21 protein-coding genes are annotated in these 21692 nt (G+C 72.2%); 9 read left to right on the top strand and 12 right to left on the bottom strand.

Features of this window, described 5'->3' with window-relative positions:
* A complete protein-coding gene (gene mca, locus ACFPP6_RS15590) occupies positions 1–870 on the bottom strand; it encodes a mycothiol conjugate amidase Mca (protein ID WP_382041906.1) in 870 nt (289 codons plus the stop codon).
* A gap of 123 nt (positions 871–993) precedes the next feature.
* Here mca and ACFPP6_RS15585 point away from each other — a divergent pair, with 123 nt between their 5' ends.
* A complete protein-coding gene (locus tag ACFPP6_RS15585) occupies positions 994–1404 on the top strand; it encodes a DUF4307 domain-containing protein (protein ID WP_382041903.1) in 411 nt (136 codons plus the stop codon).
* 191 nt (positions 1405–1595) lie between these two features.
* A complete protein-coding gene (greA, locus tag ACFPP6_RS15580) occupies positions 1596–2093 on the top strand; it encodes a transcription elongation factor GreA (protein ID WP_168090899.1) in 498 nt (165 codons plus the stop codon).
* Between the two features lie 109 nt (positions 2094–2202).
* Here the strand turns inward: greA and ACFPP6_RS15575 are convergent, their stop codons facing one another.
* From ACFPP6_RS15575 to ilvA, 3 genes are all read right to left on the bottom strand, one after another.
* Positions 2203–3063, bottom strand: coding sequence for an ABC transporter permease (locus ACFPP6_RS15575; protein WP_382041900.1), 861 nt, complete (start codon positions 3061–3063; stop codon positions 2203–2205).
* Positions 3060–4100 carry an ATP-binding cassette domain-containing protein gene (locus ACFPP6_RS15570; protein ID WP_382041897.1) on the bottom strand — a complete coding sequence of 347 codons (1041 nt, stop codon included), beginning with the start codon at positions 4098–4100 and terminating at the stop codon, positions 3060–3062. Before ACFPP6_RS15570 ends, ACFPP6_RS15575 begins: the two co-directional genes overlap by 4 nt.
* Positions 4101–4251: 151 nt before the next feature.
* Entirely contained in the window at positions 4252–5544 is a 1293-nt protein-coding gene (gene ilvA, locus ACFPP6_RS15565; protein WP_382041894.1) for a threonine ammonia-lyase, read from the bottom strand.
* 216 nt (positions 5545–5760) lie between these two features.
* Here ilvA and ACFPP6_RS15560 point away from each other — a divergent pair, with 216 nt between their 5' ends.
* On the top strand, positions 5761–6261 hold the full coding sequence (locus ACFPP6_RS15560; protein WP_382041892.1) for a MarR family winged helix-turn-helix transcriptional regulator: 501 nt from the start codon (positions 5761–5763) through the stop codon (positions 6259–6261).
* A 130-nt stretch (positions 6262–6391) separates the two neighbouring features.
* Here the strand turns inward: ACFPP6_RS15560 and ACFPP6_RS15555 are convergent, their stop codons facing one another.
* Positions 6392–7537, bottom strand: coding sequence for a cystathionine gamma-synthase (locus ACFPP6_RS15555; RefSeq protein WP_382041889.1), 1146 nt, complete (start codon positions 7535–7537; stop codon positions 6392–6394).
* A gap of 143 nt (positions 7538–7680) precedes the next feature.
* Here ACFPP6_RS15555 and ACFPP6_RS15550 point away from each other — a divergent pair, with 143 nt between their 5' ends.
* The 4 genes from ACFPP6_RS15550 (at position 7681) to ACFPP6_RS15535 (ending at position 10175) form a co-directional block, all read left to right on the top strand.
* Positions 7681–8763, top strand: a complete 1083-nt coding sequence (locus tag ACFPP6_RS15550; protein ID WP_382041887.1) for a hypothetical protein — start codon at positions 7681–7683, stop codon at positions 8761–8763.
* Between the two features lie 37 nt (positions 8764–8800).
* Positions 8801–9460, top strand: coding sequence for a peptide-methionine (S)-S-oxide reductase MsrA (gene msrA, locus ACFPP6_RS15545; protein WP_382041885.1), 660 nt, complete (start codon positions 8801–8803; stop codon positions 9458–9460).
* Positions 9461–9552: 92 nt separating this feature from the next.
* Entirely contained in the window at positions 9553–9906 is a 354-nt protein-coding gene (locus ACFPP6_RS15540) for a hypothetical protein (protein ID WP_382041882.1), read from the top strand.
* Entirely contained in the window at positions 9903–10175 is a 273-nt protein-coding gene (locus ACFPP6_RS15535; protein WP_382041879.1) for a hypothetical protein, read from the top strand. Before ACFPP6_RS15540 ends, ACFPP6_RS15535 begins: the two co-directional genes overlap by 4 nt.
* Positions 10176–10472: 297 nt before the next feature.
* Here ACFPP6_RS15535 and ACFPP6_RS15530 read toward each other — a convergent pair whose 3' ends face one another.
* The gene (locus ACFPP6_RS15530) at positions 10473–11054 is read right to left on the bottom strand and encodes a class I SAM-dependent methyltransferase (RefSeq protein WP_382041876.1); all 582 of its coding nucleotides are present in this window, start codon (positions 11052–11054) and stop codon (positions 10473–10475) included.
* Between the two features lie 54 nt (positions 11055–11108).
* On the opposite strand from ACFPP6_RS15530, the gene ACFPP6_RS15525 reads away from it, so the two are divergent.
* Positions 11109–11915 (top strand): helix-turn-helix domain-containing protein, encoded by an 807-nt coding sequence (locus ACFPP6_RS15525; RefSeq protein WP_382041873.1) that lies wholly within the window; start codon positions 11109–11111, stop codon positions 11913–11915.
* 52 nt (positions 11916–11967) lie between these two features.
* On the opposite strand, the gene ACFPP6_RS15520 is transcribed toward ACFPP6_RS15525, so the two are convergent.
* From ACFPP6_RS15520 to ACFPP6_RS15510, 3 genes are all read right to left on the bottom strand, one after another.
* Complete coding sequence (locus ACFPP6_RS15520; RefSeq protein ID WP_382041870.1) at positions 11968–13221, bottom strand: DUF2786 domain-containing protein; 1254 nt, start codon at positions 13219–13221, stop codon at positions 11968–11970.
* A 171-nt stretch (positions 13222–13392) separates the two neighbouring features.
* Positions 13393–14616 (bottom strand): GNAT family N-acetyltransferase, encoded by a 1224-nt coding sequence (locus ACFPP6_RS15515; protein WP_382041867.1) that lies wholly within the window; start codon positions 14614–14616, stop codon positions 13393–13395.
* A gap of 136 nt (positions 14617–14752) precedes the next feature.
* Positions 14753–16030 carry a L,D-transpeptidase gene (locus tag ACFPP6_RS15510; RefSeq protein ID WP_382041864.1) on the bottom strand — a complete coding sequence of 426 codons (1278 nt, stop codon included), beginning with the start codon at positions 16028–16030 and terminating at the stop codon, positions 14753–14755.
* Positions 16031–16365: 335 nt separating this feature from the next.
* Between ACFPP6_RS15510 and ACFPP6_RS15505 the strand changes: the two genes are divergently transcribed.
* Positions 16366–16650: a hypothetical protein gene (locus ACFPP6_RS15505; RefSeq protein WP_382041861.1), complete on the top strand. Its 285-nt coding sequence runs from the start codon at positions 16366–16368 to the stop codon at positions 16648–16650.
* A 78-nt stretch (positions 16651–16728) separates the two neighbouring features.
* Here the strand turns inward: ACFPP6_RS15505 and hutH are convergent, their stop codons facing one another.
* From hutH to ACFPP6_RS15490, 3 genes are all read right to left on the bottom strand, one after another.
* On the bottom strand, positions 16729–18267 hold the full coding sequence (hutH, locus tag ACFPP6_RS15500; RefSeq protein ID WP_382042577.1) for a histidine ammonia-lyase: 1539 nt from the start codon (positions 18265–18267) through the stop codon (positions 16729–16731).
* 123 nt (positions 18268–18390) lie between these two features.
* Entirely contained in the window at positions 18391–19506 is a 1116-nt protein-coding gene (locus ACFPP6_RS15495) for a GGDEF domain-containing protein (protein WP_382042574.1), read from the bottom strand.
* Positions 19507–19755: 249 nt separating this feature from the next.
* Complete coding sequence (locus ACFPP6_RS15490) at positions 19756–21570, bottom strand: transglycosylase family protein (RefSeq protein ID WP_382041858.1); 1815 nt, start codon at positions 21568–21570, stop codon at positions 19756–19758.
* Positions 21571–21692: the final 122 nt, after the last annotated feature.

Below are 21692 nucleotides of genomic sequence, written 5' to 3'. Positions count from 1 at the left end.
TCAATTGTTGCGGATGCCCGCGAAGAGGTCGTCCTCGGGGAGGGACGTGCCGACGAGAGACTTCGCCAGCTCGTACTCCTCCGTGGGCCAGACCTCGCGCTGGAGGTCCAGCGGCACGCGGAACCAGCCGCCGTCCGGGTCGATCTGCGTGGCGTGCGCGATCAGCGCCTTGTCACGGATCTCGAAGAAGTCGCCGCAGGGAACGAACGTGGTCAGGTGGCGCTCACGCCCCATCGTGTGCCAGCGCTCCAGCCACTCCCCGTAGGGGGATTCCATGCCGCGCTCCAGCAGGGCGTCGTGCAGCGCCTGCGTGCGCTGACGGTTGAAGCCCTGGTTGTAGTAGAGCTTCTGCGGCTGCCAGGGCTCGCCGGCCTCGGGGTAGCGCTCGGGGTCGCCGGCCGCATCGAAGGCCACCATCGTGATCTTGTGGGTCATGATGTGGTCGGGGTGCGGGTAGCCGCCGTTCTCGTCGTACGTGGTGACGACGTGCGGACGGAACTCGCGGATCAGCTTCACCAGACGCCCGGCCGCCTCGTCCACGTCCTGCACGGCGAAGCAGCCCTCGGGCAGCGGCGGCAGCGGGTCGCCCTCCGGCAGGCCGGAGTCGACGAAGCCCAGCCACTCCTGCTTGACGCCGAGGATGTCGCGCGCTTCGGCCATCTCCTTGGCGCGGACCTCGTGGATGTGCTCCTCGATGTACGGGTCGCCCTGGAGCTTGGGGTTGAGGATGGAGCCGCGCTCGCCGCCCGTGCAGGTGGCCACCAGCACGTCCACCCCCTCGGACACGTACTTGGCCATCGTGGCCGCGCCCTTGCTCGACTCGTCGTCGGGGTGGGCGTGCACGGCCATCAGTCGCAGCTGCTCAGTCAAGACTTCGTCCTCGGTCACTGGTCATGGCCCGTCTTATCGGTGTGTCGGGGCGCCTCCTATAGTGACCGAAGCGGGAGGCGTTTCATTCCTGTTTCCCGACCAGCACCGACCCGGAGGAAGATCATGGCTGCGGCACGCGAGGGCCTGCCCGACGGTCGCTACGGCCGCTCGGCGGACGCGCGTGCGGACCGCAAGCTCAAGATCGTCGGCGCGGTGCTGGGTGCGGGGCTGCTCGGCGTCGTCGCCTGGTCGGGTGTGCACTACATCACCAAGACCGACGTGACCGGACAGCTCCTCCGCTCCAAGCCCGTGTCGGACGACAGGGTGGAGGCGGTCATCGAGGTCCGCAAGGACAAGGACCGCACCGCGGTGTGCACCCTGCGCTCCCTGGGCGCGGACGGCGCCGAGGTCGGCCGCAAGGACGTCACGCTGGACCGCCGCGAGGACCACTTCACCGAGACGGTCGTCCTGCGCACCACGGCGCACGCGGCCGCCACCGACCTCGAGGGCTGCCGCTCCGTATCAGGCCGCTGAGCCACCCCGCGCTGACCTGCACTGACGCAGCTCTTGCGTGATTTCTCCCGTTTACTGCTTCCCCCTTTCCGGACGGAATTGTTAGGCTCGTGGTTTCGCCCCGCTTTGAAGGTGCACCCTTCTGAGTAGGGCGTTCATTTGTTATCGCGATGTATCCCCCAAGCATTCCCCAGTACCGACGAGGAGCACCTGTGACCCAGACCAGCGACAACGTCACCTGGCTGACTCAGGAGGCGTACGACCAGCTCAAGGCCGAGCTGGAGTACCTGTCTGGTCCCGCTCGCACCGAGATCGCCGGCAAGATCGCGGCGGCCCGCGAGGAGGGTGACCTGCGAGAGAACGGCGGGTACCACGCGGCCAAGGAGGAGCAGGGCAAGCAGGAGCTCCGCGTGCGCCAGCTCACCCAGCTGCTGGAGAGCGCGAAGGTCGGCGAGGCCCCGGCGGCCACCGGCGTCGTCGCGCCCGGCATGGTCGTGACCATCGCCTTCGACGGCGATGTGGACGACACCCTGGAGTTCCTCCTCGCCTCCCGCGAGTACGCCAGCTCGGACATCGAGACGTACTCGCCGCAGTCCCCGCTGGGCTCCGGCGTCAACGGCAAGAAGATCGGCGAGGACGCCCAGTACGAGCTGCCGAACGGCAAGAAGGCCATGGTGCGCATCCTGGAGGCCAAGCCGTACACCGGCTGAGCCCCACGGACGTGACCGTGCCCCGTACTCCCCTCCCGGGAGTACGGGGCACGGTGCTTTCCGGGCGGTGAACGCCCTCGGGCCCCCTCAGGACCCCCTCAGGACCCCCTCAGGCCGTCGCCGACCGGAACTTCCGCACCGACAGCGTCCGGAACAGCGCGATGATCAGCACCGACCAGATCAGCGACGCCCACACCGGGTGCTGCATCGGCCAGGCGTCCGGCACCGGATAGCCCTCCGGCAGATTGCCGAAGAGCTGCCGCGCCGCCTGCACCGTGGCACTGAAGGGGTTCCACTCGGCGATGACGCGCAGCACCGTCGGCATGTTGTCGGCGGGCACGAAGGCGTTGGAGATGAAGGTGAGCGGGAAGAGCCAGATCAGCCCGCCCGAGGTGGCCGCCTCCGGGGTGCGGACCGTCAGCCCGATCAGCGCGCCGATCCAGGAGAAGGCGTAGCCGAGCAGGAGCAGCAGCGCGAAGCCCGCCACGGCCTTGGGGATGCCCTCGTACGTCCGCCAGCCGACGATCACCGCGACGATCGCCAGCACCACCAGGGTGAGCGCGGTCTGGACGAGGTCGGCGAGCGTGCGGCCGGTGAGGACGGCCCCGCGGGCCATGGGCAGGGACCGGAAGCGGTCGATGAGCCCCTTGTGCATGTCGTCGGCGATGCCCGCTCCGGCGCCGGCGGTGGCGAAGGTGACGGTCTGGGCGAAGATGCCCGCCATCAGGAACTGGCGGTAGGTGTCCGGGTCCGTGCTGCCGCCGACGGCGATGGAGCCGCCGAAGACGTAACTGAACAGCACCACGAACATAATCGGCTGAATAAGCCCGAAAATAACCACTTCGGGGATGCGCGCCATGCGAATCAGATTGCGCTTGGCGACGACCAGGGAGTCGCGCACGGAGCGGCCGATGCCGCCGTGCACCCGCAGGGCCGCTTCCCTGGAGGCGGCGCTTCCGACGACGCTCACGGCCTGACCTCCTGCTGCGCTCCGGCGTCCCCGGCCGCTCCCGCGGCGGCCCCGGCGGAACCGGCCGCCCCGCCGTCGCCGTTCCCCGCGGCGTCCGTCTCCGCGGCGTGGCCGGTGAGCGAGATGAAGACGTCGTCCAGTGTCGGGCGGCGCAGGGCGATGTCGTCGATGTCGATCCCGCGGGCGTCGAGCTCTCTGATGACCTCGGCGAGCAGCTTCGCCCCGCCGGAGACCGGCACGGTGACCTTGCGGGTGTGCTTCTCGACCGAGGACGCGCCCTTGCCGAAGCCGCGCAGGACCTCGTCGGCGGTGGCGATGAGCTCGGGGCTGCGCACGACGACTTCGACGCGCTCGCCGCCGGTACGGGCCTTGAGCTGGTCGGAGGTGCCGCGCGCGATGACCTTGCCGTGGTCGACCACGCAGATGTCGTGCGCGAGGTGGTCGGCCTCCTCCAGGTACTGCGTGGTGAGCAGGAGGGTGGTGCCGCCGGCCACCAGTTCCTGGATGACCTCCCACAGGCCCTGCCGGTTGCGCGGGTCCAGGCCGGTGGTGGGCTCGTCCATGAACATGACGGGCGGGCTGACGACGAGGGCCGCGGCGAGGTCGAGGCGGCGGCGCATGCCTCCCGAGTAGGTCTTGGCGATGCGGTCCGCGGCGTCCGCGAGGTCGAAGCGCTCCAGCAGCTCCCCCGCGCGGGCCTTCGCGGCGCGGGCGCTCATCTGGTAGAGCTGGCCGACCATGCGCAAGTTCTCACGACCCGTCAGATACTCGTCGACGGCGGCGAACTGGCCGGACAGCCCGATGGAGCGGCGGACCGCGTCGGGCTTCTTGAGGACGTCGATGCCGGCCACGAAGGCCGAACCGCGGTCGGGCTTGAGCAGAGTGGTCAGGACGCGTACGGCGGTGGTCTTGCCGGCGCCGTTGGGGCCGAGCAGCCCCAGAACGGTTCCTTCCGGCACATCGAGATCGACCCCGTCCAGAGCCCTGACGTCGCCGAAGGTCTTCACCAGGCCTTCGGCATAGATGGCGCCTGGCATGGAAGTACTCCCCGCTTGGTGACGTACTGCCCGATTTTACGTTCGGTGCAGCCGTTGCGCCCTGTGAATTCCGGACCCCACTTGTCGCGGGCGGCCGCCCGGGGCTCGGCGCCGGGGCGGCCGACGGGCGATCCGCGGCGATCCGCGGCGATCAGGCCGTCATCCGGTACCCCGCCGCCCGCAGGGCTTCCCGTACCGCGGCGCAGTGCCCGGGCCCCTTGGTCTCCAGGTGCAGCTCCACCTCCGCCTCGGTCAGGCCGAGCCGCGGGTCGGTGCGGACGTGGCCGACGTCCAGGACGTTCGCGTCGGCGGTGGAGAGCACCTCCAGGAGCGCTGCGAGCGCCCCCGGCCGGTCGGTCAGCCGCACGCTCAGGCTCAGATAGCGGCCGGCGGCCGCCATGCCGTGCCGCAGGACGCGCTGCAGCAGCAGCGGGTCGACGTTGCCGCCCGACAACACGGCGACGAGCGGTCCCTCGAACGAGTCGGGTTCCGCGAGCAGCGCCGCCACCGGCGCGGCCCCGGCCGGCTCCACGACCATCTTGGCCCGCTCCAGGCAGAGCAGCAGCGCCCCGGCGAGCGCGTCCTCGGAGACCGTCCGGACCTCGTCGACCAGCTCCCGGACCAGGGCGAACGGCACCGCGCCGGGGCGGCCCACCAGGATGCCGTCGGCCATCGTCACGGGCTCCGCGACGGTCACGGGGCGCCCGGCGGCCAGCGACGGCGGGTACGCGGCGGCGCCGGCCGCCTGCACGCCCACGATCCGCACGTCCGGCCGCAGTGCCTTGACCGCCACCGCGATGCCCGCGGCGAGCCCGCCGCCGCCCATGGCCACCACGATCGTGCCCACCTCGGGGCACTGCTCCAGGATCTCCAGGCCCACCGTGCCCTGACCTGCGACGACGTCGGGGTGGTCGAAGGGGTGGACGAGGACGGCGCCGGTGCGGCGCGCGTGCTCCCGGGCGGCGCTCAGCGCCTCGTCCAGGACCTGCCCCTGCAGCCGCACCCCGGCGCCGTACGAGCGGGTCGCGGCGATCTTCGGCAGGGGCGCGCTCACCGGCATGAACACCGTGGCGCGCACGCCCAGGAGCGTGGCCGCCAGGGCCACGCCCTGCGCATGGTTGCCCGCGCTGGCGGCCACGACCCCCGCCGCGCGCTCCTCCCGCTGCAGCCCCGCGATCCGGGTGTACGCGCCGCGCACCTTGAAGGAGCCGGTCCGCTGGAGGTTCTCGCACTTGAGGTGGACGGGCGCGCCGATCAGGCCGGAGAGGTGGCGGCTGCCCTCCAGGGGCGTGGTGCGGACGACCCCCGAGAGGATCTTCCGGGCGCCGAGGACGTCGTCGAGGGTGACCGCGGGAGGGGGCTCCGCCGGTGGACGGATCCCGTCCGGCACATCCGGTACGTCCCTGTCCGCCGCATCCGTTCCGTCCGCTGCGCGTGCGGCCATAAGGCCAGTCTTGCAGCTCGTTTGCGTAACGACCGTCGCAACGGACGCATATCGCCCGGACGATTCCGGATCGCATGGCAGTGCATATCGATGCATACCGAGCGGATTGTTCGGTACCGGCGGAGCGGATTGCCCGGCACCGGCCCAGGCACCCTCCGGGCCGCGTACTCTGTCCCCCAATCTTCCCTGCCCGACGCACGAAGTGAGCCCCAGGCCATGCCCACCCCTTCGGACATGACGACCGACCTCGCCCCAGGTGTCCTCGACGCGCTCCAGCACCAGGTGGCCGTCTTCGCACGCCGCGCCGAACAGACGCGGCTCGGCGGCGTGGGCCAGGTCCGCAACTCGATGGACCGCGCCGCTTATCTGCTGCTCAACCGCCTCGACCAGGAAGGTCCGATGGGTGTGAAGGCGCTCGCCGCCGGCATGGGCATCGACTCCTCGACCGTCACCCGCCAGGTGGCGCCGCTGGTCGACACCGGCCTGGTCAAGCGCACCTCCCACCCCGAGGACGGCCGTGCCGTCGTCCTCCAGCTCTCCCCGCGCGGCAAGGCCCGCCTGGAGGAGGTGCGGGCCTCGCGGCGCGCGCTGATGGCGCTGGTGACGGACGGCTGGAGCGAGGACGAGCGGGACGCGTTCTGCACCCTTCTCACCCGTTTCAACGCGGCCCTCTCCGAGGTCCACAACGCACTGCCGCCGGTGACGCCGACGGCCTGACCGGCCCGGGGAAACACCGGAGAACCCGGGAAACACCGGAGGAACAACCGAGAAACGACAACTGCGCAGGGCGGGCCGGAAGAACCGGCCCGCCCTGCGCAGAACAGCGGTTGCGGGTGTGTTGGGGGGACTAGCCCAGCGCCTGCTTGAGGTCGGCGAGCAGGTCGTCGACGGACTCGATGCCCACCGACAGGCGCACCAGGTCCGCGGGGACCTCCAGCTGCGAGCCGGCGGTCGACGCGTGCGTCATCAGGCCCGGGTGCTCGATCAGCGACTCCACGCCGCCGAGGGACTCGCCGAGGGTGAACACCTCGGTGCGGTTGCAGATCTCCACGGCCGCTTCCTGGCCGCCCTCGACGCGGAAGGACACCATGCCGCCGAAGGCCTTCATCTGCTTGGCGGCGACCTCGTGCAGCGGGTGCTCGGGCAGGCCCGGGTAGTAGACCTGGGTGACCTTGGGGTGGGAGACGAGCAGCTCGGCCACGCGCTCGGCGTTGGCGCTGTGCCGGTCCATGCGCACGGCCAGCGTCTTGATGCCGCGCAGCGTCAGCCAGGAGTCGAAGGGGCCGGCGACGGCGCCCATCGCGTTCTGGTGGTAGGCGAGCTCCTCGGCCAGGGCCGCGTCGGCGGTGACCAGCGCGCCGCCCACGACGTCGGAGTGACCGCCCATGTACTTGGTGGTGGAGTGCACGACGACGTCCGCGCCGAGCGCCAGCGGCTGCTGCAGGTAGGGGCTGGCGAAGGTGTTGTCGATGACCAGGCGGACGCCGGCCGAGTGCGCGACCTCGGCGAGGGCGGCGATGTCGCTGATGCCCAGCAGCGGGTTCGACGGGGTCTCGACCCAGATGACCTTGGTGGTGGGCCGCAGGGCGGCGCGCACGGCGGCCGGGTCGGAGGTGTCGGCGACCGACCACTCCACGCCCCAGCGGCTGATCACCTTGGCGAAGAGGCGGAACGTGCCGCCGTAGGCGTCGTTCGGGATGACCACGTGGTCACCGGGCGCCAGCAGCGTGCGCAGCAGGGTGTCCTCGGCGGCCAGGCCGGAGGCGAAGGCGAGGCCGCGGACGCCGCCCTCCAGCGCCGCCAGGTTCTCCTCGAGAGCGGTACGGGTGGGGTTGGCACTGCGGCTGTACTCGTAACCGCCGCGCAGGCCGCCGACGCCGTCCTGCTTGTACGTGGACACCTGGTAGATCGGCGGCACGACAGCCCCGGTCAGCGGGTCCGGCTCCTGCCCGGCGTGAATGGCGAGGGTCTCGAATGCATGCTGATCGCTCATTTTCCCGAGCCTAGTACTCCGCACACCCGAACACCCGTGTTCACTTGTAACCGGAGCATGAACGATCCGCGGACGCCGCGCGTTGTTCCTCACACAGCCCTACTCGTAGCACTACGCTGCCCCACCCACGTTCAGGACCGATCATGGAGATTCTGCTCATCCTGCTGGCCGTCCTCGCGATCTGCGCCGTCCTCGCCGGGCCGGCGCTGCGCCGCAGGCGGGCGCACGCGGGCCTGACCGCCGCACCCCGTGCGACAGCCGAGTCGTACGGCTTCCTGCCGCCCGGGCAGCTGGACGTCCGCCTGCCCGGCCCCGACCCCGAGCTGCTCTCCGCCGTCGAGGAGGCCCGCCGCACCCAGGACTGGAAGCCGGCCGCCGAGATGCTCTCGCGCACCCACGACCCCGAGCAGCGCTGGCAGCGGGTGCAGACCCTGGCGGGCGCGGCGGTCCGCGAGCTCGCGGAGGCGCCCGGCACGGGCGGGGTGTGGCTGCGGCACTGGCGGGTGGTGGCCCCCGAGGATGCGGGCGGCGCGGCCGTCCAGGCCGAGTTCCTCGTCCAGCAGGCGCTGCGCGACCCCTCCTCCGAGGACTTCCGCATGATCCTGGAGGAGGCCCGCACGGTCTGCGCCGAAGCCGCCCGGCTGGCGCCGGAGGACGTGGTGCCGCTGATCGTCGAGCTGGGCGTGGCGCGCGGCATGGGGGCCGGCGAGGCCGAGTTCCAGTCGGCGTGGGAGCGGGTCGTCTCCCGCGCCCCCCAGCACATGGGCGCGCACCTGGCCGCGCTGCGCTACTGGAGCGCGAAGTGGCACGGCTCCCGCGAGAAGGCCGATGCCTTCGCGCAGCGCGCCGCCGCGGGCGCGCCCCAGGGCAGCCTGCTGCCGGCCCTGCCGCTCTTCGCCGTCCACGACCACCTGCCGGACGTCAATCTGGTCCAGGGCCTCTACCGCAGCGAGGTCGTCACCCGCGCGATCCAGGCCGCCCAGTACGCGGCCGCCCACGCCCCCGACACCCACCCCGTGCTGCCGCACGTGCGCCACCTGCTGGTGTGGTTCCTGGTCAACGCCGAGCGCTATCCGGAGGCCCTGGAGCAGCTGCGCCGCGTCGACGGCCACATCGGCGCGGTCCCCTGGTCGTACGCGGCGGATCCCGTCGCGGCGTACGCGGCGTACCGGGAGCTGGCGGTCGCGGGCGGGGAATCGCCGGGCGCGGCGAACCGTTGGCCCTGACACCGGATCTTCCCCACCCCTCCCGGAGGCCGCCGTCATGCTCTTCCCCACCCGAGAACCCCGCCTCCCCACCCCCGAGGAAGCCCTCAAGGGCCGCCCGGAGCCGGAATTCCCCCTCCAGGAACGCCACACGGTCCTGGGCACGCCCCTGGGCGGCCCCTACCCGGCGGGCCTGGAGGTGGCGGACTTCGCCCTGGGCTGCTTCTGGGGCGCGGAGCGCAAGTTCTGGCAGACGGAAGGCGTCTGGACCACCCTCGTCGGCTACCAGGGCGGCCACACCCCGCACCCCGCGTACGAAGAGGTCTGCAGCGGCCTGACCGGCCACACCGAGGTCGTCCGCGTGGTCTTCGACCCGGCGGTCGTCCCCTACGCCGCCCTCCTGAAGCTCTTCTGGGAATCCCACAACCCCACCCAGGGCTTCCGCCAGGGCAACGACCGCGGCACCCAGTACCGCTCGGCGATCCACACCCACTCCCCCGCCCAGCAGACGGCGGCGGAAGCGTCCCGCGAGTCCTACCAACAGGTCCTGCACGCCTCGGGCTACGGCCCCATCACCACGGAAATCCTCCCGGCGGGCCCGTTCTGGTACGCGGAGGCGTATCACCAGCAGTACTTGGACAAGAACCCGGCGGGTTATTGCGGCATCGGCGGCACGGGTGTTTCGTGCCCGACGGGAATCACGCCCGGCGGGAGCTGAATCGCTTCTCCCTCACTCGTCCGCGCGAAGCGGTCGGGCCCGCACTCGATACGCTGCTCCCAGGGATCAGAATCGCGCCCATGGGAGCAGCAATGACCACTTCCGCCGCCGGGCAGCCACTCATCCCTCAGCCGCCCGCCACCGTCACGGCCCTCCGCCAGGCCATCGCGCAGATCGCACCTGCCGCCCTGCCCGCCTTCACACGCGAGCTGGATCAGGCCGCCGATCAGTCCCGCCAGAGTTCCGACCTGGCCCCGCTCCAGCGGTTCATCGCCCAGTGGGCCGTGTACGTCCACATCCAGCGGCAGCCGCGCCTTGCCAAGGAGCTCCGCCACTGGGAGGACATGGCCGGGGCGGGCGACGCAACGCAGGCCCGGCGCGCCGCATCCGCGATCGGCAAGATCCTGGATGACGCACATGCCGAGCTCGCCCTCCCGCCGCGGTGAGCAGCGACTGGCACTGGGAGTACGACCCGGATCATGCTCACGTGGCGGGCGGTATCCCCGCTCACGTGGTGACCGAGGTGGAGCGCCTTGCGGGGCAGCTGACCGACCTGGCCGCGACCGGAGTCGACGTCGGCGACCTCGGCAACGGCCCGCGGCCGGGCGGCCTGCGCCGCATGAACGCGGCCGACGGCTGGTTCTACTTCCTGGTGGCGCCGAAAGACCGTCTGATCGTGATCGTCCGCATCGTGCCGCCTTTCCAGGACTTGTAGACGGCTGGTCATCGCCGCCTGCACTCCGAGGCGCAGGGCGCCACCGGCGGAAAGCTCATGCCCCCGGCGTGCCGTCCTCCGGTCCCCGCGGCTTCGCCGCCAGGTCCGATGGGTCGTAGCCCGGGGCGACGCCGTCGGCGAAGATGATCGCGCCCTCCACGTGTTCCGTGCGCAGGGGGATCAGGGCCTGGTGGGCGGGCGACGCGTACCAGGCGTGGGCTGGGGGCCGAGGAGGGTGCCGAGGACACCGACGACGGCGGTGACCATCGAGGCTACGACGGCGCTCACGCACCGACCCTAGCCCGGAAGCCCACCACCCCGCCGGGCCACGAAGCGGAAACTCCCCTTCCCCACCGTCACCGTGACCTCCGCGAAGCCCGCCATCCGCAGTCGCGCCTCCAGGGTCTCCGGCGGGACCGGCACGCACGTGTCGCCGAGGTGGATCAGGCGGAAGCCCCAGTTGCTCAGGGCGTCGCAGCCGGTGAAGACGCCGCCGGGCCGGAGGACCCGGTGGGCTTCGGCGAAGAGGCGGTCCTGTTCGGTGAGGGACGGTACGTGGTGGAGCATCGTGAAGCAGACGACCGAGTCGAACCGGGCCTCCGGGAAGGGGATGTCGGCGCCGTCCCCGTACACGACGTCCACCCGCTCCCCGAAGAGCAGCCGCAGCCGCGCCGCGTAGTCCGCGTCCGCCTCGACCACGCTCAGCTTCTCGACCGCGCGCACCAGTACGCGCGTCGTGGCCCCGTAACCCGGCCCGATCTCCAGGCAGTCGGCGCCCAGCGGGACGTCCTCCAGTGCCCAGGGCAGGAGTTCGTCCCGGATCGCGCGGGCCCAGCGGTCGGAGGAGCAGAGGCGGCGGTGAATGAGGTTCATCGGCATGGTTCGAGGCTAGGAAGGAGGGGAGTTGTCGTATACGGGCCAGGAGGTCAAGCCGTGTCGCCAGACGGACATCGGGGCGGGACGCACGATCAGCACCCCCGCCTCGTCAATCCCCCCGGCGCCGCCGTCGCCGTCGGCAGCTTCCCCCTCGACGGCAGCGAGTGGTTCGGCCGCCACCAGCACGCCGCGCACCAGCTGGCATGGGCGCCCCACGGCGTCCTGGCCGTGCGCGCCTCCGGCCGTACGTGGGTGCTGCCGTCGACCGTCGCCCTCTGGATCCCCGCGGGCGTCCCGCACGCCACCGGCGCGACCTCGTCCGCGCTCCTGCGCAGCCTCTACTTCTGGCCGGACCGCTGCCCGCTGACCTGGGACGAGCCCCAAGTCGTCCCCGTCCCGGGCCTCTTGCGCGAGCTGATCGACTACCTGGCGCAGGATCCGGAGGTCCTCGGCCCGGAGGCCCGCCACCGCGCCGAGGACGTCGTCCTCGACCTCCTCCACCCGGTGTCCGTGACCACCGTGCGCGCCCCGGTGCCCGCCGACCCCCGCGCCCGCCGCATCGCGGAGGCCCTGCGGGCGGACCCTTCCGACGGCCGGTCGCTGGCGGAGTGGGGCGAGGTCGTGGGCGCGAGCGCGCGGACCCTCGCCCGTGCCTTCGTCTCCGGTACGGGCATGACGTACGGGCAGTGGCGCACGCAGCTGCGCCTGCAGGCGGCGATGCCGATGCTGGCGGCGGGTTCGACGGTTTCGGCCGTGGCGCGGCGCGTCGGCTACGGGTCGCCGAGCGCGTTCGTGGCGGCGTTCCGGCGGGGCGTGGGGGTGCCGCCGGGCGCCTATTTCGCGCCTGCGGAACCCCGCCCGTGAACCGGCCCCACCCCAGCTCGCCTCACCTCAGCTCGCCTCACCCCGGCTCTCCTCACCCCAGCTCCGCCGCGTCCGCCGCCTCCGCCCCCCGCGCCCAGCCGTCCGCGTCGCGCCCCTTCAGGCGGTGCGAGGTGGTCTGCGGGAAGAGCCGTTCGGCGGTCTCGCCGACCGCCAGGTCGCGCGCGGCGAGGACGGGCAGCACCTCGGGCCGCGCCTCCTGCGCGACGGCCTCGGCCGTCGCGTCGCGCACCGCCGCCGCGAGCCGCTCGCCGATGCGGGACGCGTAGGCGATCAGGAACGACTCGCGGAAGTCGCGGGTGCGGCGCGAGCGCCCGCCCGCGTGGTGGGCGTCGGCCGCGCGGTGCATCGCGGTGGTGGCCTGGACCAGCAGGGACGTGTACATGAGCTCCACCAGCTCCAGGTCGGCGTCGAAGCCGACGACGGTGGAGAAGCAGTGGTCGGCGGACCACACGGCCTGACAGTGGTTGGCGCCGGCCACCGCGTCCAGCAGCAGCGCCTTCGCGGACTCGTACGGGCCCTCGACGCCGATCCGGCACGCCCCGGGCCCGTCGGCGGCGGCCCCCTCGGCGTGGGCGGCGAGCAGCGCCTCGTCCATGGAGTGCCGCGCCATGAGCTCCTGGGCCTTGGCGGAGAGCGCCTCGGCCTCCTCGGGGAAGTCGGTGGACTCGGCCTTGGCCAGCAGCGCGCGGATGCGGCCCAGGACGCGCGGTTCGACGTGCACCCCGGGCCGGGTGTACGCGGCGCCGGGCATCGGACCGACCGCCCCGGTCCGCGGCAGCCCGGCGGCGAGCCGCAGCGCGCCGAGCGCGCACGCGACGGTCTCGAAGCGGCTGAGGCGCTCGCGCTGCGCGAAGCCCTCCAGGAAGGCCGCGTCGTCGTCCCACCACACCCGCGCCTGGAGCTCGCGCAGCTGCGCGGTCCAGCGGGCGCCGAGGGTGTCGGCGGCGTAGCGGCGCGCCTCGGCGGCCAGCGCGGCGACGGCGAAGCGCACCTCGACGGGGGTGAGCTCGCGCCGGGCGAGCCGGATCACGTCGGCGGGCTGCCAGCCGCGCTCCCAGCAGCCGCGCACGGTCACCGAGGCGGTGCGCACGACGGCCCGGCTGAGGGCCTCCCAGCCGGCGGGGGCGGCGGAGAGGGCGGAGGCGGCGGCGTAGACGGCGTCGTCGAGGGTGTCGGGTCCGTGCGTGCGCAGGGAGGCCAGGGCCGCCTCGACGGACTCCAGGAGGGCGGTGTCCTCCAGCCGCTCCCGCTGCCGCTCTTGCTGCTGCTTCCTGCGTTCGGCCACGGAACTCTCTTCCTTGCATGACGCACGACGGATCACCGCGACGGAGGGGTCGCTGCGACACGGCGTACGGCGCTACGGCGGTACCCCGGGTACCGGTACGGCCCATTGTCCGTGACATTGTCCGTGACAGCCGGGTCGCCGGGGGTTACCGCCCAGGTCAGCGCGCGGAGGCTACCATTCCGCAGGCTCTCCCGGGGAGCCCCCTGCGCCGTCCCGTCCGTCCTGTCCGTCCCGTCCGTCCCGGCCATTCCGACCGCCCCCACCGTCCTGACCGTCCCGCAGCGCCTCCAGCACCGCGCCCGGCACCCGCGCCTGGAAGATCCCGACGGACCGCTCCGGCCGGTAGCCCAGCATCTTGTTGACGGCGCGCATCGGGCCGTTGTCGTCGGCGACGTGCGTGGCGATCTCCCGTACGGGCGGCTCCTGCTCGCGCAGCAGCCGCAGCATGCGCAGCTTGACGGCGCGGCCGAGGCCAAGGCCCCGGTGGGCGGGCGCCACGGCGGTCTCGTACTGCTGGGCGCGGACGTCGCCCGGAGAGCGCCGGCCGACCTCCGTCAGGGCCGCGTACGTACCGTCGGGGGCTTCGACGACGACGGTGAACAGGGCGCCCCCGCGCTCCCCGTACGCGCTCTGGGCGGCGGTGATGCTCTCCGCGTCCCAGCGCATGGGCTCCTGGTCCAGCTCGCCCATCGGGGCGTCGGCCATGGCGTTCCTGACGCCGGCGAACGCCGCGGCGTGCTCGGCGGGTACGGCGCCCTTCCATTCCACGAAGCGGTAGCCGTCGGGCAGCTGCGGCCCGGCGTCGTCACCGACGCTCTCGTCCGCGACCTCGTCGGCGACCCGCTGGACGTACAGGACGAGCTGCAGCCCGCACGTGAACCCGCGGTTCCTGGCGAACTGCTCGCCCTCGCCGCCGATTTCGACCTCCGCGCTCACCGACTGCCGCTGCTCGCGCTCCAGGACGGCCTGTATCTCCTGCCACAGCAGCGTGCCGATGCCGCGCCGCCGCTGGTCGGGCCGGACGGCGAGCCGCCCGATCAAGGCGGTGGTGCGGTTCAGGTCGTCCTCGAAGAGCCGCAGGAGGGCGACGCCCGCGTAACCGGGCCCGCCGCCGGGCAGCGGGACCACCAGCCGGACGATCCTGCTGCGCGAGGCGGGGATCCGCAGCTGGCCGGCCGTCTCCACCCGCCCCGGCCCCGGCACGCCGGCCGGCAGGTCGTGGGCGTGCGCGGCGGTGACGACGGAGTGCCAGGCGTCGATCTCCTCCTCGGAGGGGGCGGCGCCCAGGCGCTCGGCACTCACGCGCTCGACGCCCACGTGCTCATTTCTCACGCGCTCGCCACCCACACGCGCGTCATTCGAGCGCTCGACGCCCGATCGCAGAAGTTCGCTCATCCAGCGCACGCTACGTATCCCACCCGGGGTTGTCGTGCGGTTTTTGCCGCCGCAACGCGAACGCCGGGCGGGCTGGGAAACCAGCCCGCCCGGCGTCCGGCGGTCGAAGGCCCGGCAGCAGCCGGGCTCCTGAGGGTCAGGAACCGGTGGCGCTCCCCGCGACCCACGCGTTCCAGTCCATGTTCCAGCCGTTGAGGCCGTTCTCCGGGGCGATGGTCTTGTCGGGCGAGTTCTTCACCTCGACGACGTCACCGATCTGGGAGTTGCTGAAGAACCAGGAGCCGGAGGTGTTGGGGTCGTCGGCACCCTGCTTGTCCTGCAGGCCGATGCAGCCGTGGCTGGTGTTGGCCGTGCCGAAGATGCCGCTGCCCCAGTAGTTGCCGTGGATGAAGGTGCCGGAGGTGGACAGGCGCATGGCGTGCGGCACGTCCTTGATGTCGTACTCGCCCTTGCCGTCGCCCTTGGTGAAGCCGACGGTGGAGCCGTCCATCCGGGTCTCCTTGAACTTCTCGGAGATCACCATCTTGCCGTTGTACGTGGGGTTCTCGGGGCTGCCGGCCGAGATCGGGATGGTCTTGATGGTCTTGCCGTCCCGGACGACCGTCATCTGGTGGGTCTTGGTGTCGACCGTGGAGACCTGGGCGTGCCCGACCTTGAAGGAGATGGTCTTCTTCTGGACGCCCTTGACACCCGGGGCACCCTCGACGCCGTCGAGGGCGAGCTTCAGGGTGACCTGGGAGTTGGCCTTCCAGTACTCCTGGGGGCGGAAGTCGATGCGCTGGTCGCCGAACCAGTGGCCGACGACCTTCTGGCCGCTGCTGGAGTTCACCTCGATGTGCGACTGGACGGCCTTGCGGTCCTTGATCGGCTTGTCGAAGTTGATCGACACGGGCATGCCGACGCCGACGGTGGAGCCGTCCTCCGGCGTGAAGGAGCCGATGAAGCTGTTGGTCGGCGAGACCGTGGTGAACGAGGAGTTCTCCGTGGCCTTGCGCTTGTCGGAGTCGACCGCCTCGACCACGATCTTGTACTTGGTCGAGCGCTCGAGCTGCGCCTTGGGCTGCCAGGACGTCTTGTCCGGCGATATCGTGCCCTCGACCGGGGTGCCCTTGTCCGTCGTCATCTTGACGCTGGTGAGCGTACCGTCACTGACAGTGACCTTGGCGTTGTCCGCCGTGATGCCCGCGTTGGCGGAGCCGTCCTTCTGTGCGATCTTGATCTGCGCCTTGGAGGCTTCCTTCGCGGCCGCGGCGTCGACCTTGTTCTGTTCCTTGCCGCTGCTGCTGGAGCTGCTCTTGCCGCCGTCGTCGTCGCCACCGCCGCAGGCGGCGAGGGTCAGTACACCGCCGAGCACAGCGGCCGCGGCCACGAGAGCCTTGCGGCGCTTGCCGTACGTCATCACACGCTTCTCCATTGCTCCTGCGGCCCCTATCCCCGAGCCGAACCGTGGGGCAGCACGATTCCCGGCTACTACTTCAAGGAACGCCTGCACCGGTTCGTCCGTTCCACACCCTTGGAGAATGTGGGGAAGGCCACGCCTGCAGAGCCCCTCGGAGGGGCGCCATGATAGCGGGGGTCCTGATAGGGACGGGGGCGGTTGCGGGGCGCGGGGCGGCAGTGACCGCCGGAAACCCGTGGCTTCCTCAGGGGCGTTCGTATCACTACCATCGGGTCACTGACATCGAGTCAGCCCGGGAGCGGCGGACGTGCCGTGCCCTCAGAATCCGCCGCGCCGAGGGGGTTTCGTCCGTGACCGCACGCCGACCGCTGCTGACCGCCGTCGCCGCAGGGTCGCTCCTGTGTGCGGTGTGGTTCATGCCGACCGCGAACGCGACGGTCGAACGGACGGACCGGCCCACCCCCGAAGCCCGCCTCGCGGCACCCCCCGCGCAAGGCTCTGAGCAGCAGCTTTCCCTCGCCGCCTCGGGCAGTGTCGACACCACTCCCTACGTATTCGGGGGAGTTGCCTTCCTGGCGGCGGGCGGAGCACTGGTGACGGCCGCCGTGCGCAGGACGCGCACGGCGGACCGCTGACCAACCTTTACCTTCTTTGCCTTCTTTACCTTCTTTGCCCGACGACGGCCCGGAGGCCGCCGCTCCGGCTCAACGCGGCTACGCCAGCGGACCCGTTACGGGTTCAACCGCCTCCACGAGCTTCCCGGCCCGTACGAACTCCTCCGCCCGGGCCAGGTCCGGGGCGAGGAAGCGGTCCTCGCCGGGGCCCTCGACGCCCGCGGCGCGCACGGCCTTCAGCACCGCCTGTGTGGCGGGCGACGGCGTCAGGCCCTCGCGCAGCTCGACGGCCCGGGTCGCGGCGACCAGCTCGACGGCGATGACGCGCGCGAGGGCGTCCAGGGCCGTGCGCAGCTTGCGCGCAGCCGACCAGCCCATGGAGACGTGGTCCTCCTGCATCGCGGAGGACGGGATGGAGTCCACCGAAGCGGGGACGGCCAGCCGCTTCATCTCGCTGACGAGGGCGGCCTGCGTGTACTGCGCGATCATCAGGCCGGAGTCGACGCCCGCGTCGCCCGCCAGGAAGGCCGGCAGGCCGTGCGAGCGGTTCTTGTCGAGCAGCCGGTCGGTGCGGCGCTCGGCGATGGAGGCGAGGTCGGCGGCGGCGATCGCGAGGAAGTCGAGGACGTACGCGACCGGGGCGCCGTGGAAGTTGCCGTTGGACTCCACGCGGCCGTCGGGCAGCACGACGGGGTTGTCGACGGCGGAGGCGAGCTCGCGGTCGGCGACGAGGCGGGCGTGCGCGAGGGTGTCGCGGCCGGCGCCGGCGACCTGCGGGGCGCAGCGGATGGAGTAGGCGTCCTGGACGCGCGGCGCGTCGTCCTGGTGGTGCCCGGTGAGCCCGGAGCCGGCGAGGACGCTCAGCATGTTGGCGGCGCTGGCCCCCTGGCCGGGGTGCGGGCGGATGGCGTGCAGCTCGGGCGCGAGCACCTTCTCGGTGCCGAGCAGGGCCTCCAGCGACAGGGCGGCGGTGACGTCGGCCGAGGTCAGCAGCCTGCCGAGGTCCGCGCAGGCCATGACCAGCATGCCGAGCATGCCGTCGGTGCCGTTGAGGAGGGCGAGGCCCTCCTTCTCGCGCAGCTCCACGGGCTCGATGCCGTGCTCGGCGAGCAGCTGGCCGGCCGGCTTGACGGTGCCGTCGGGGCCCTCGGCGTCGCCCTCTCCCATGAGCGTGAGCGCGCAGTGCGACAGCGGCGCGAGGTCGCCGGAGCAGCCGAGGGAGCCGTACTCGTGCACGACGGGGGTGATGCCGGCGTTGAGGATCGCCGCCATGGTCTCGACCACGAGCGGGCGCACGCCGGTGCGGCCCGAGGCGAGGGTCTTCATGCGCAGGAACATCAGCGCGCGGACGACCTCGCGCTCGACGCGCGGGCCCATGCCGGCGGCGTGCGAGCGCACGATGTTGCGCTGCAGCTGGGCGCGCAGCTCGGGGCTGATGTGGCGGACGGCGAGGGCTCCGAAACCGGTGGAGACGCCGTAGACGGGGTCGGGCTTGGCGGCGAGGTCGTCGATGACGCGGCGCGACTCGGCGACGGCGGCCAGTGCTTCTTCCGATACGACGACGCGCGCGGCGCCCCGTGCCACGGCGATCACGTCTTCCGCGGTCGTCCCGGCCGTCCCCACCACCACAGTGTGCATATCCATATTCAGGCACCCTAGAGACTGAATCGCTGCCTGTACATAGCCGATGAGTGGCCTGTCAGGTACAACGCGTAGGGACCCGTTCCGCATGCCGGGCCGGGCCCGGGATTCCCGCCTCCGTCACGGCCGCCGCCCCCGGAAGCGCCGCCGCTCGGCCACCGGCGCGGCCGGCGGGTGGTCCGCGAGCCGGACCACCGGGTCGGCCGGCCCCCCGGCGCGCCCGGCGACGACCGGCTCGGCCGCGCGTGCCGCCTTCGCCCGGTACTGCGCGGCGTCCGCGAGCCGGAAGAGCCGGCGGGCCGTGCCCACCGCCCCGATCTGGTCCCCGGTGGAGGCGACGCCGCACGCGACGCCCTCACCGAGCTCCAACGCGGCGGCCCTGCGGCACAGTTCGCCCGCGACGCGCACCACCTCGTCCGCCGCGGGCCCCACCGTCAGCAGACAGAACTCGTCGCCGCCCAGCCGCGCCGCCAGCGCCCCCGGCAGCATCGCGCCGCACAGCGACAGCACCGAGCCGAACCGTTCCAGCAGCCGGTCGCCGACCGCGTGCCCCAAGGTGTCGTTGACGCGCTTGAGGCCGTTGAGGTCACACACCACCAGGCTGACGACGACGCCGTCCGCGAGGTGCCGCTCCACGGCCTCGTCCAGCCGCGCATCGACCGCGCGCCGGTTGGCGAGCCCGGTCAGCGGGTCGGTGAAGGCGAGGCGCCGGACCTCCTCCAGGCGCTCGGTCTGGGCGATCCCCGCCGCCGCGACGGAGGCCAGGACGGTCGCGAAGTCGGCGTCCGCACGGCCGAAGGCGGGCCCGCCGGGCGGCCGGGCCACGTACAGCTCGCCCCACGCCCGCCCGTGCAGCACGACGGGGGCGACCACGCAGCAGCCCCGGCCCCGGCGCCGCAGCGCCGCCACCCGCTCGTGCCGGTAGGCGCCCGGGCCCGCGGCGCCCTGCTCCGTGGCGACGTCCATGTTCTCGACCCAGGCGCGGGGCTCGGCGCCGCCGCCGACCCACTCCTCGTGGAGGAACTCCACGATCTCGGGAAAGTCGTGCACCGGATACGACTCGTCCTCGGGGAAGCGCTCCTCGCCCGCGGTCAGCTCCCCCGCGTTGACCAGGACCCGCAGCCGGCCGCGCTCGCGCTCCCACACGGAGACCGCGGCGAAGCTGCCCTCCAGGGCGGACATCACCCGCTCCGCGGCGGCGGACACGGTCTCCAGCGGAGTGCGCGCGGCCGCCATCGCCTGCGCGAGCTCCACCACGGCGCGCAGCCGACCGTCGCACTCCCCGCCTGCTGCCACCCGAGCCTCACATTCCGTTGCTGAGCGCAGTTTCTGCACTCCAGCCTAAGAATGTCGGCCGCATTCCGCCGCATGACGGCCGTAGCACCCTCCTGTCACTTCTCCCTCGGGGGTAAACCCGGAACACTTCATGTGACTGCGGGTACCCCGGGGTGACAGCAAGGCGCTACGGGCGTCTGCGCGCGGAGGTCAGGCGAGGTCGCTCCGGTACCAGTTCCAGCTGTCCTCGCTGGTCCAGGCCTTGGTGAAGCGGTCGAGCGCGCCCTTCGTCCCCGCCGTGGTCCACAGGCCGGTGCGGTTGGTGCCGTCCGGGTCCTGGCCGTTGTTGTAGAGGACACCGACATCGGCCTTGCCGTCGCCGTCGAAGTCACCCACGGTGACCTTGCTCCGGCTGCCGTTCCAGCTGCCCGTTCCGGAGTCCACGCTCTCCCAGGTCCGGTTCGGCTTGTCGAAGCCCTTGCCGGTGCTCGCGAAGGTCCACAGGGCGGTGTGGTTCATGCCCTTGCCGTCCTCGCCGTTGTCGTAGAGCACGCCGACGTCGGCCTTCCCGTCGCCGTCGAAGTCCCCGGCGACGGCCTTGCTGCGGTCCCAGTTCCAGCTGCCGAAGCCGGAGTCGATGCTGTCCCACGCCTTCACGGCCTCACCGAAGCCGGTGCCGTCGGAGGTGAGGCTCCACAGGGCGGTGCGGTTCTTCCCGTCGCCCTCCTGGCCGCCGTTGTACAGCACGCCGACATCGGCCTTGCCGTCACCGTTGAAGTCGCCCGCGACGACCTTGCTGCGGTCACCGTTCCAGCTCGTGCCGCTCGACCAGCGCTTCTCCGGCTTGCCGAAGCCGCCGCCGTTGCTCGTCAAGGTCCACAGCGCCGTGTGGTTGACGCCCTTGCCGTCCTCGCCCTCGGTGTACAGCACGCCGACGTCGGCCTTGCCGTCGCCGTTGAAGTCCCCGGCCACGGGCTTGCTGCGGTCCCAGTTCCAGCTGCCGGTCCCGGAGTCGATGCTGTCCCACGCCTTCACCGGCTCGCGGAAGCCCGAGCCTGTGCTGGTGAAGGACCACAGGGCGGTGCGGTTCTTCCCGTCGCTCTCCTGGCCGCCGTTGTAGAGGACGCCGACGTCGGCCTTGCCGTCACCGTTGAAGTCACCGGCGACGACCTTGCTGCGGTCGCCGTTCCAGCTGAACGGGCTCGTCCACTGCTTGACCGGCTTGCCGAAGCCGGTGCCGTTGCTCGTGAACGTCCACAGGGCGGTGCGGTTCCCGCCCTTGCCGTCCTCGCCCTCGTTGTAGAGGACGGCGATGTCGGCCTTGCCGTCGCCGTTGAAGTCACCCGTGGCGCCGCCCGCGGTGGCCTTGTTCGCCACGAAGAAGGGAACAGCGGACGACTCCTTGCCGGTCTGGCCGGCGTCGTTGGCCGCCGTGACGGCAATCGTGTGCGGGCCGTCGGACAGGCGGGTGGTGTCGAGGGTCAGCTCGTACGAGGGGCCGGAACCCTTGGTGGTCCCCACGGCCTTGCCGTCGACAAGGAAGGTGGCGCTCACGGGCTTGCCGACCGCGACGGACACGGAGGCGCTCAGCGTCACCGCACCGGTGGCGATGGTGCCGCCGGCCGGGCCGGTGACCTTGGCGACGGGCGGCGTCGGGTCCGGATAGGGGTCGGCGTGGTCGGTCGCGAGGCCGGTGCCGGGCGCGCAGCCCCACGCCCCCGCGCCCTGGGGTCCGTTCAGCACCTTCTCGGCGATCAGGATCTGCTGCTGCTTGGTGGCCTGGTGGGCGTAGGGGGCGTACTGGGTTCCGCCGTACGCCCGCCAGGTGCCGGCGTCGAACTGCAGGCCACCGTAGTAGCCGTTGCCGGTGTTGATGCTCCAGTTGCCGCCGCTCTCGCACTGGGCGACCTTGTCCCACGTGGCCACGGAGGCGGCGGAGGCGGGGGACGAGACGAGCAGGGGGCTGGCGAGGGCGATCGCGGTGAGCGCGAGGGTCAGGGTCTGCCGGCGGGCGGGGCGGGGCATGGCGGTCCGTTCGATGGCGGTACGAGCAGGAGAGGAGGGGGCGCACCGCGGGCGGCGGACCGGAGAGAGGTCCGGTCCGCCGCCCGCGGGCCGCAGGGGGAGGCCTGCCGGCCTACCGGGCG

The organism is Streptomyces aureoversilis (assembly GCF_042657885.1).
GTDB lineage: Bacteria > Actinomycetota > Actinomycetes > Streptomycetales > Streptomycetaceae > Streptomyces > Streptomyces aureoversilis.
Note: the sequence above shows the minus strand (reverse complement) of the source record. Positions and strands in the feature narration are given on the sequence as shown.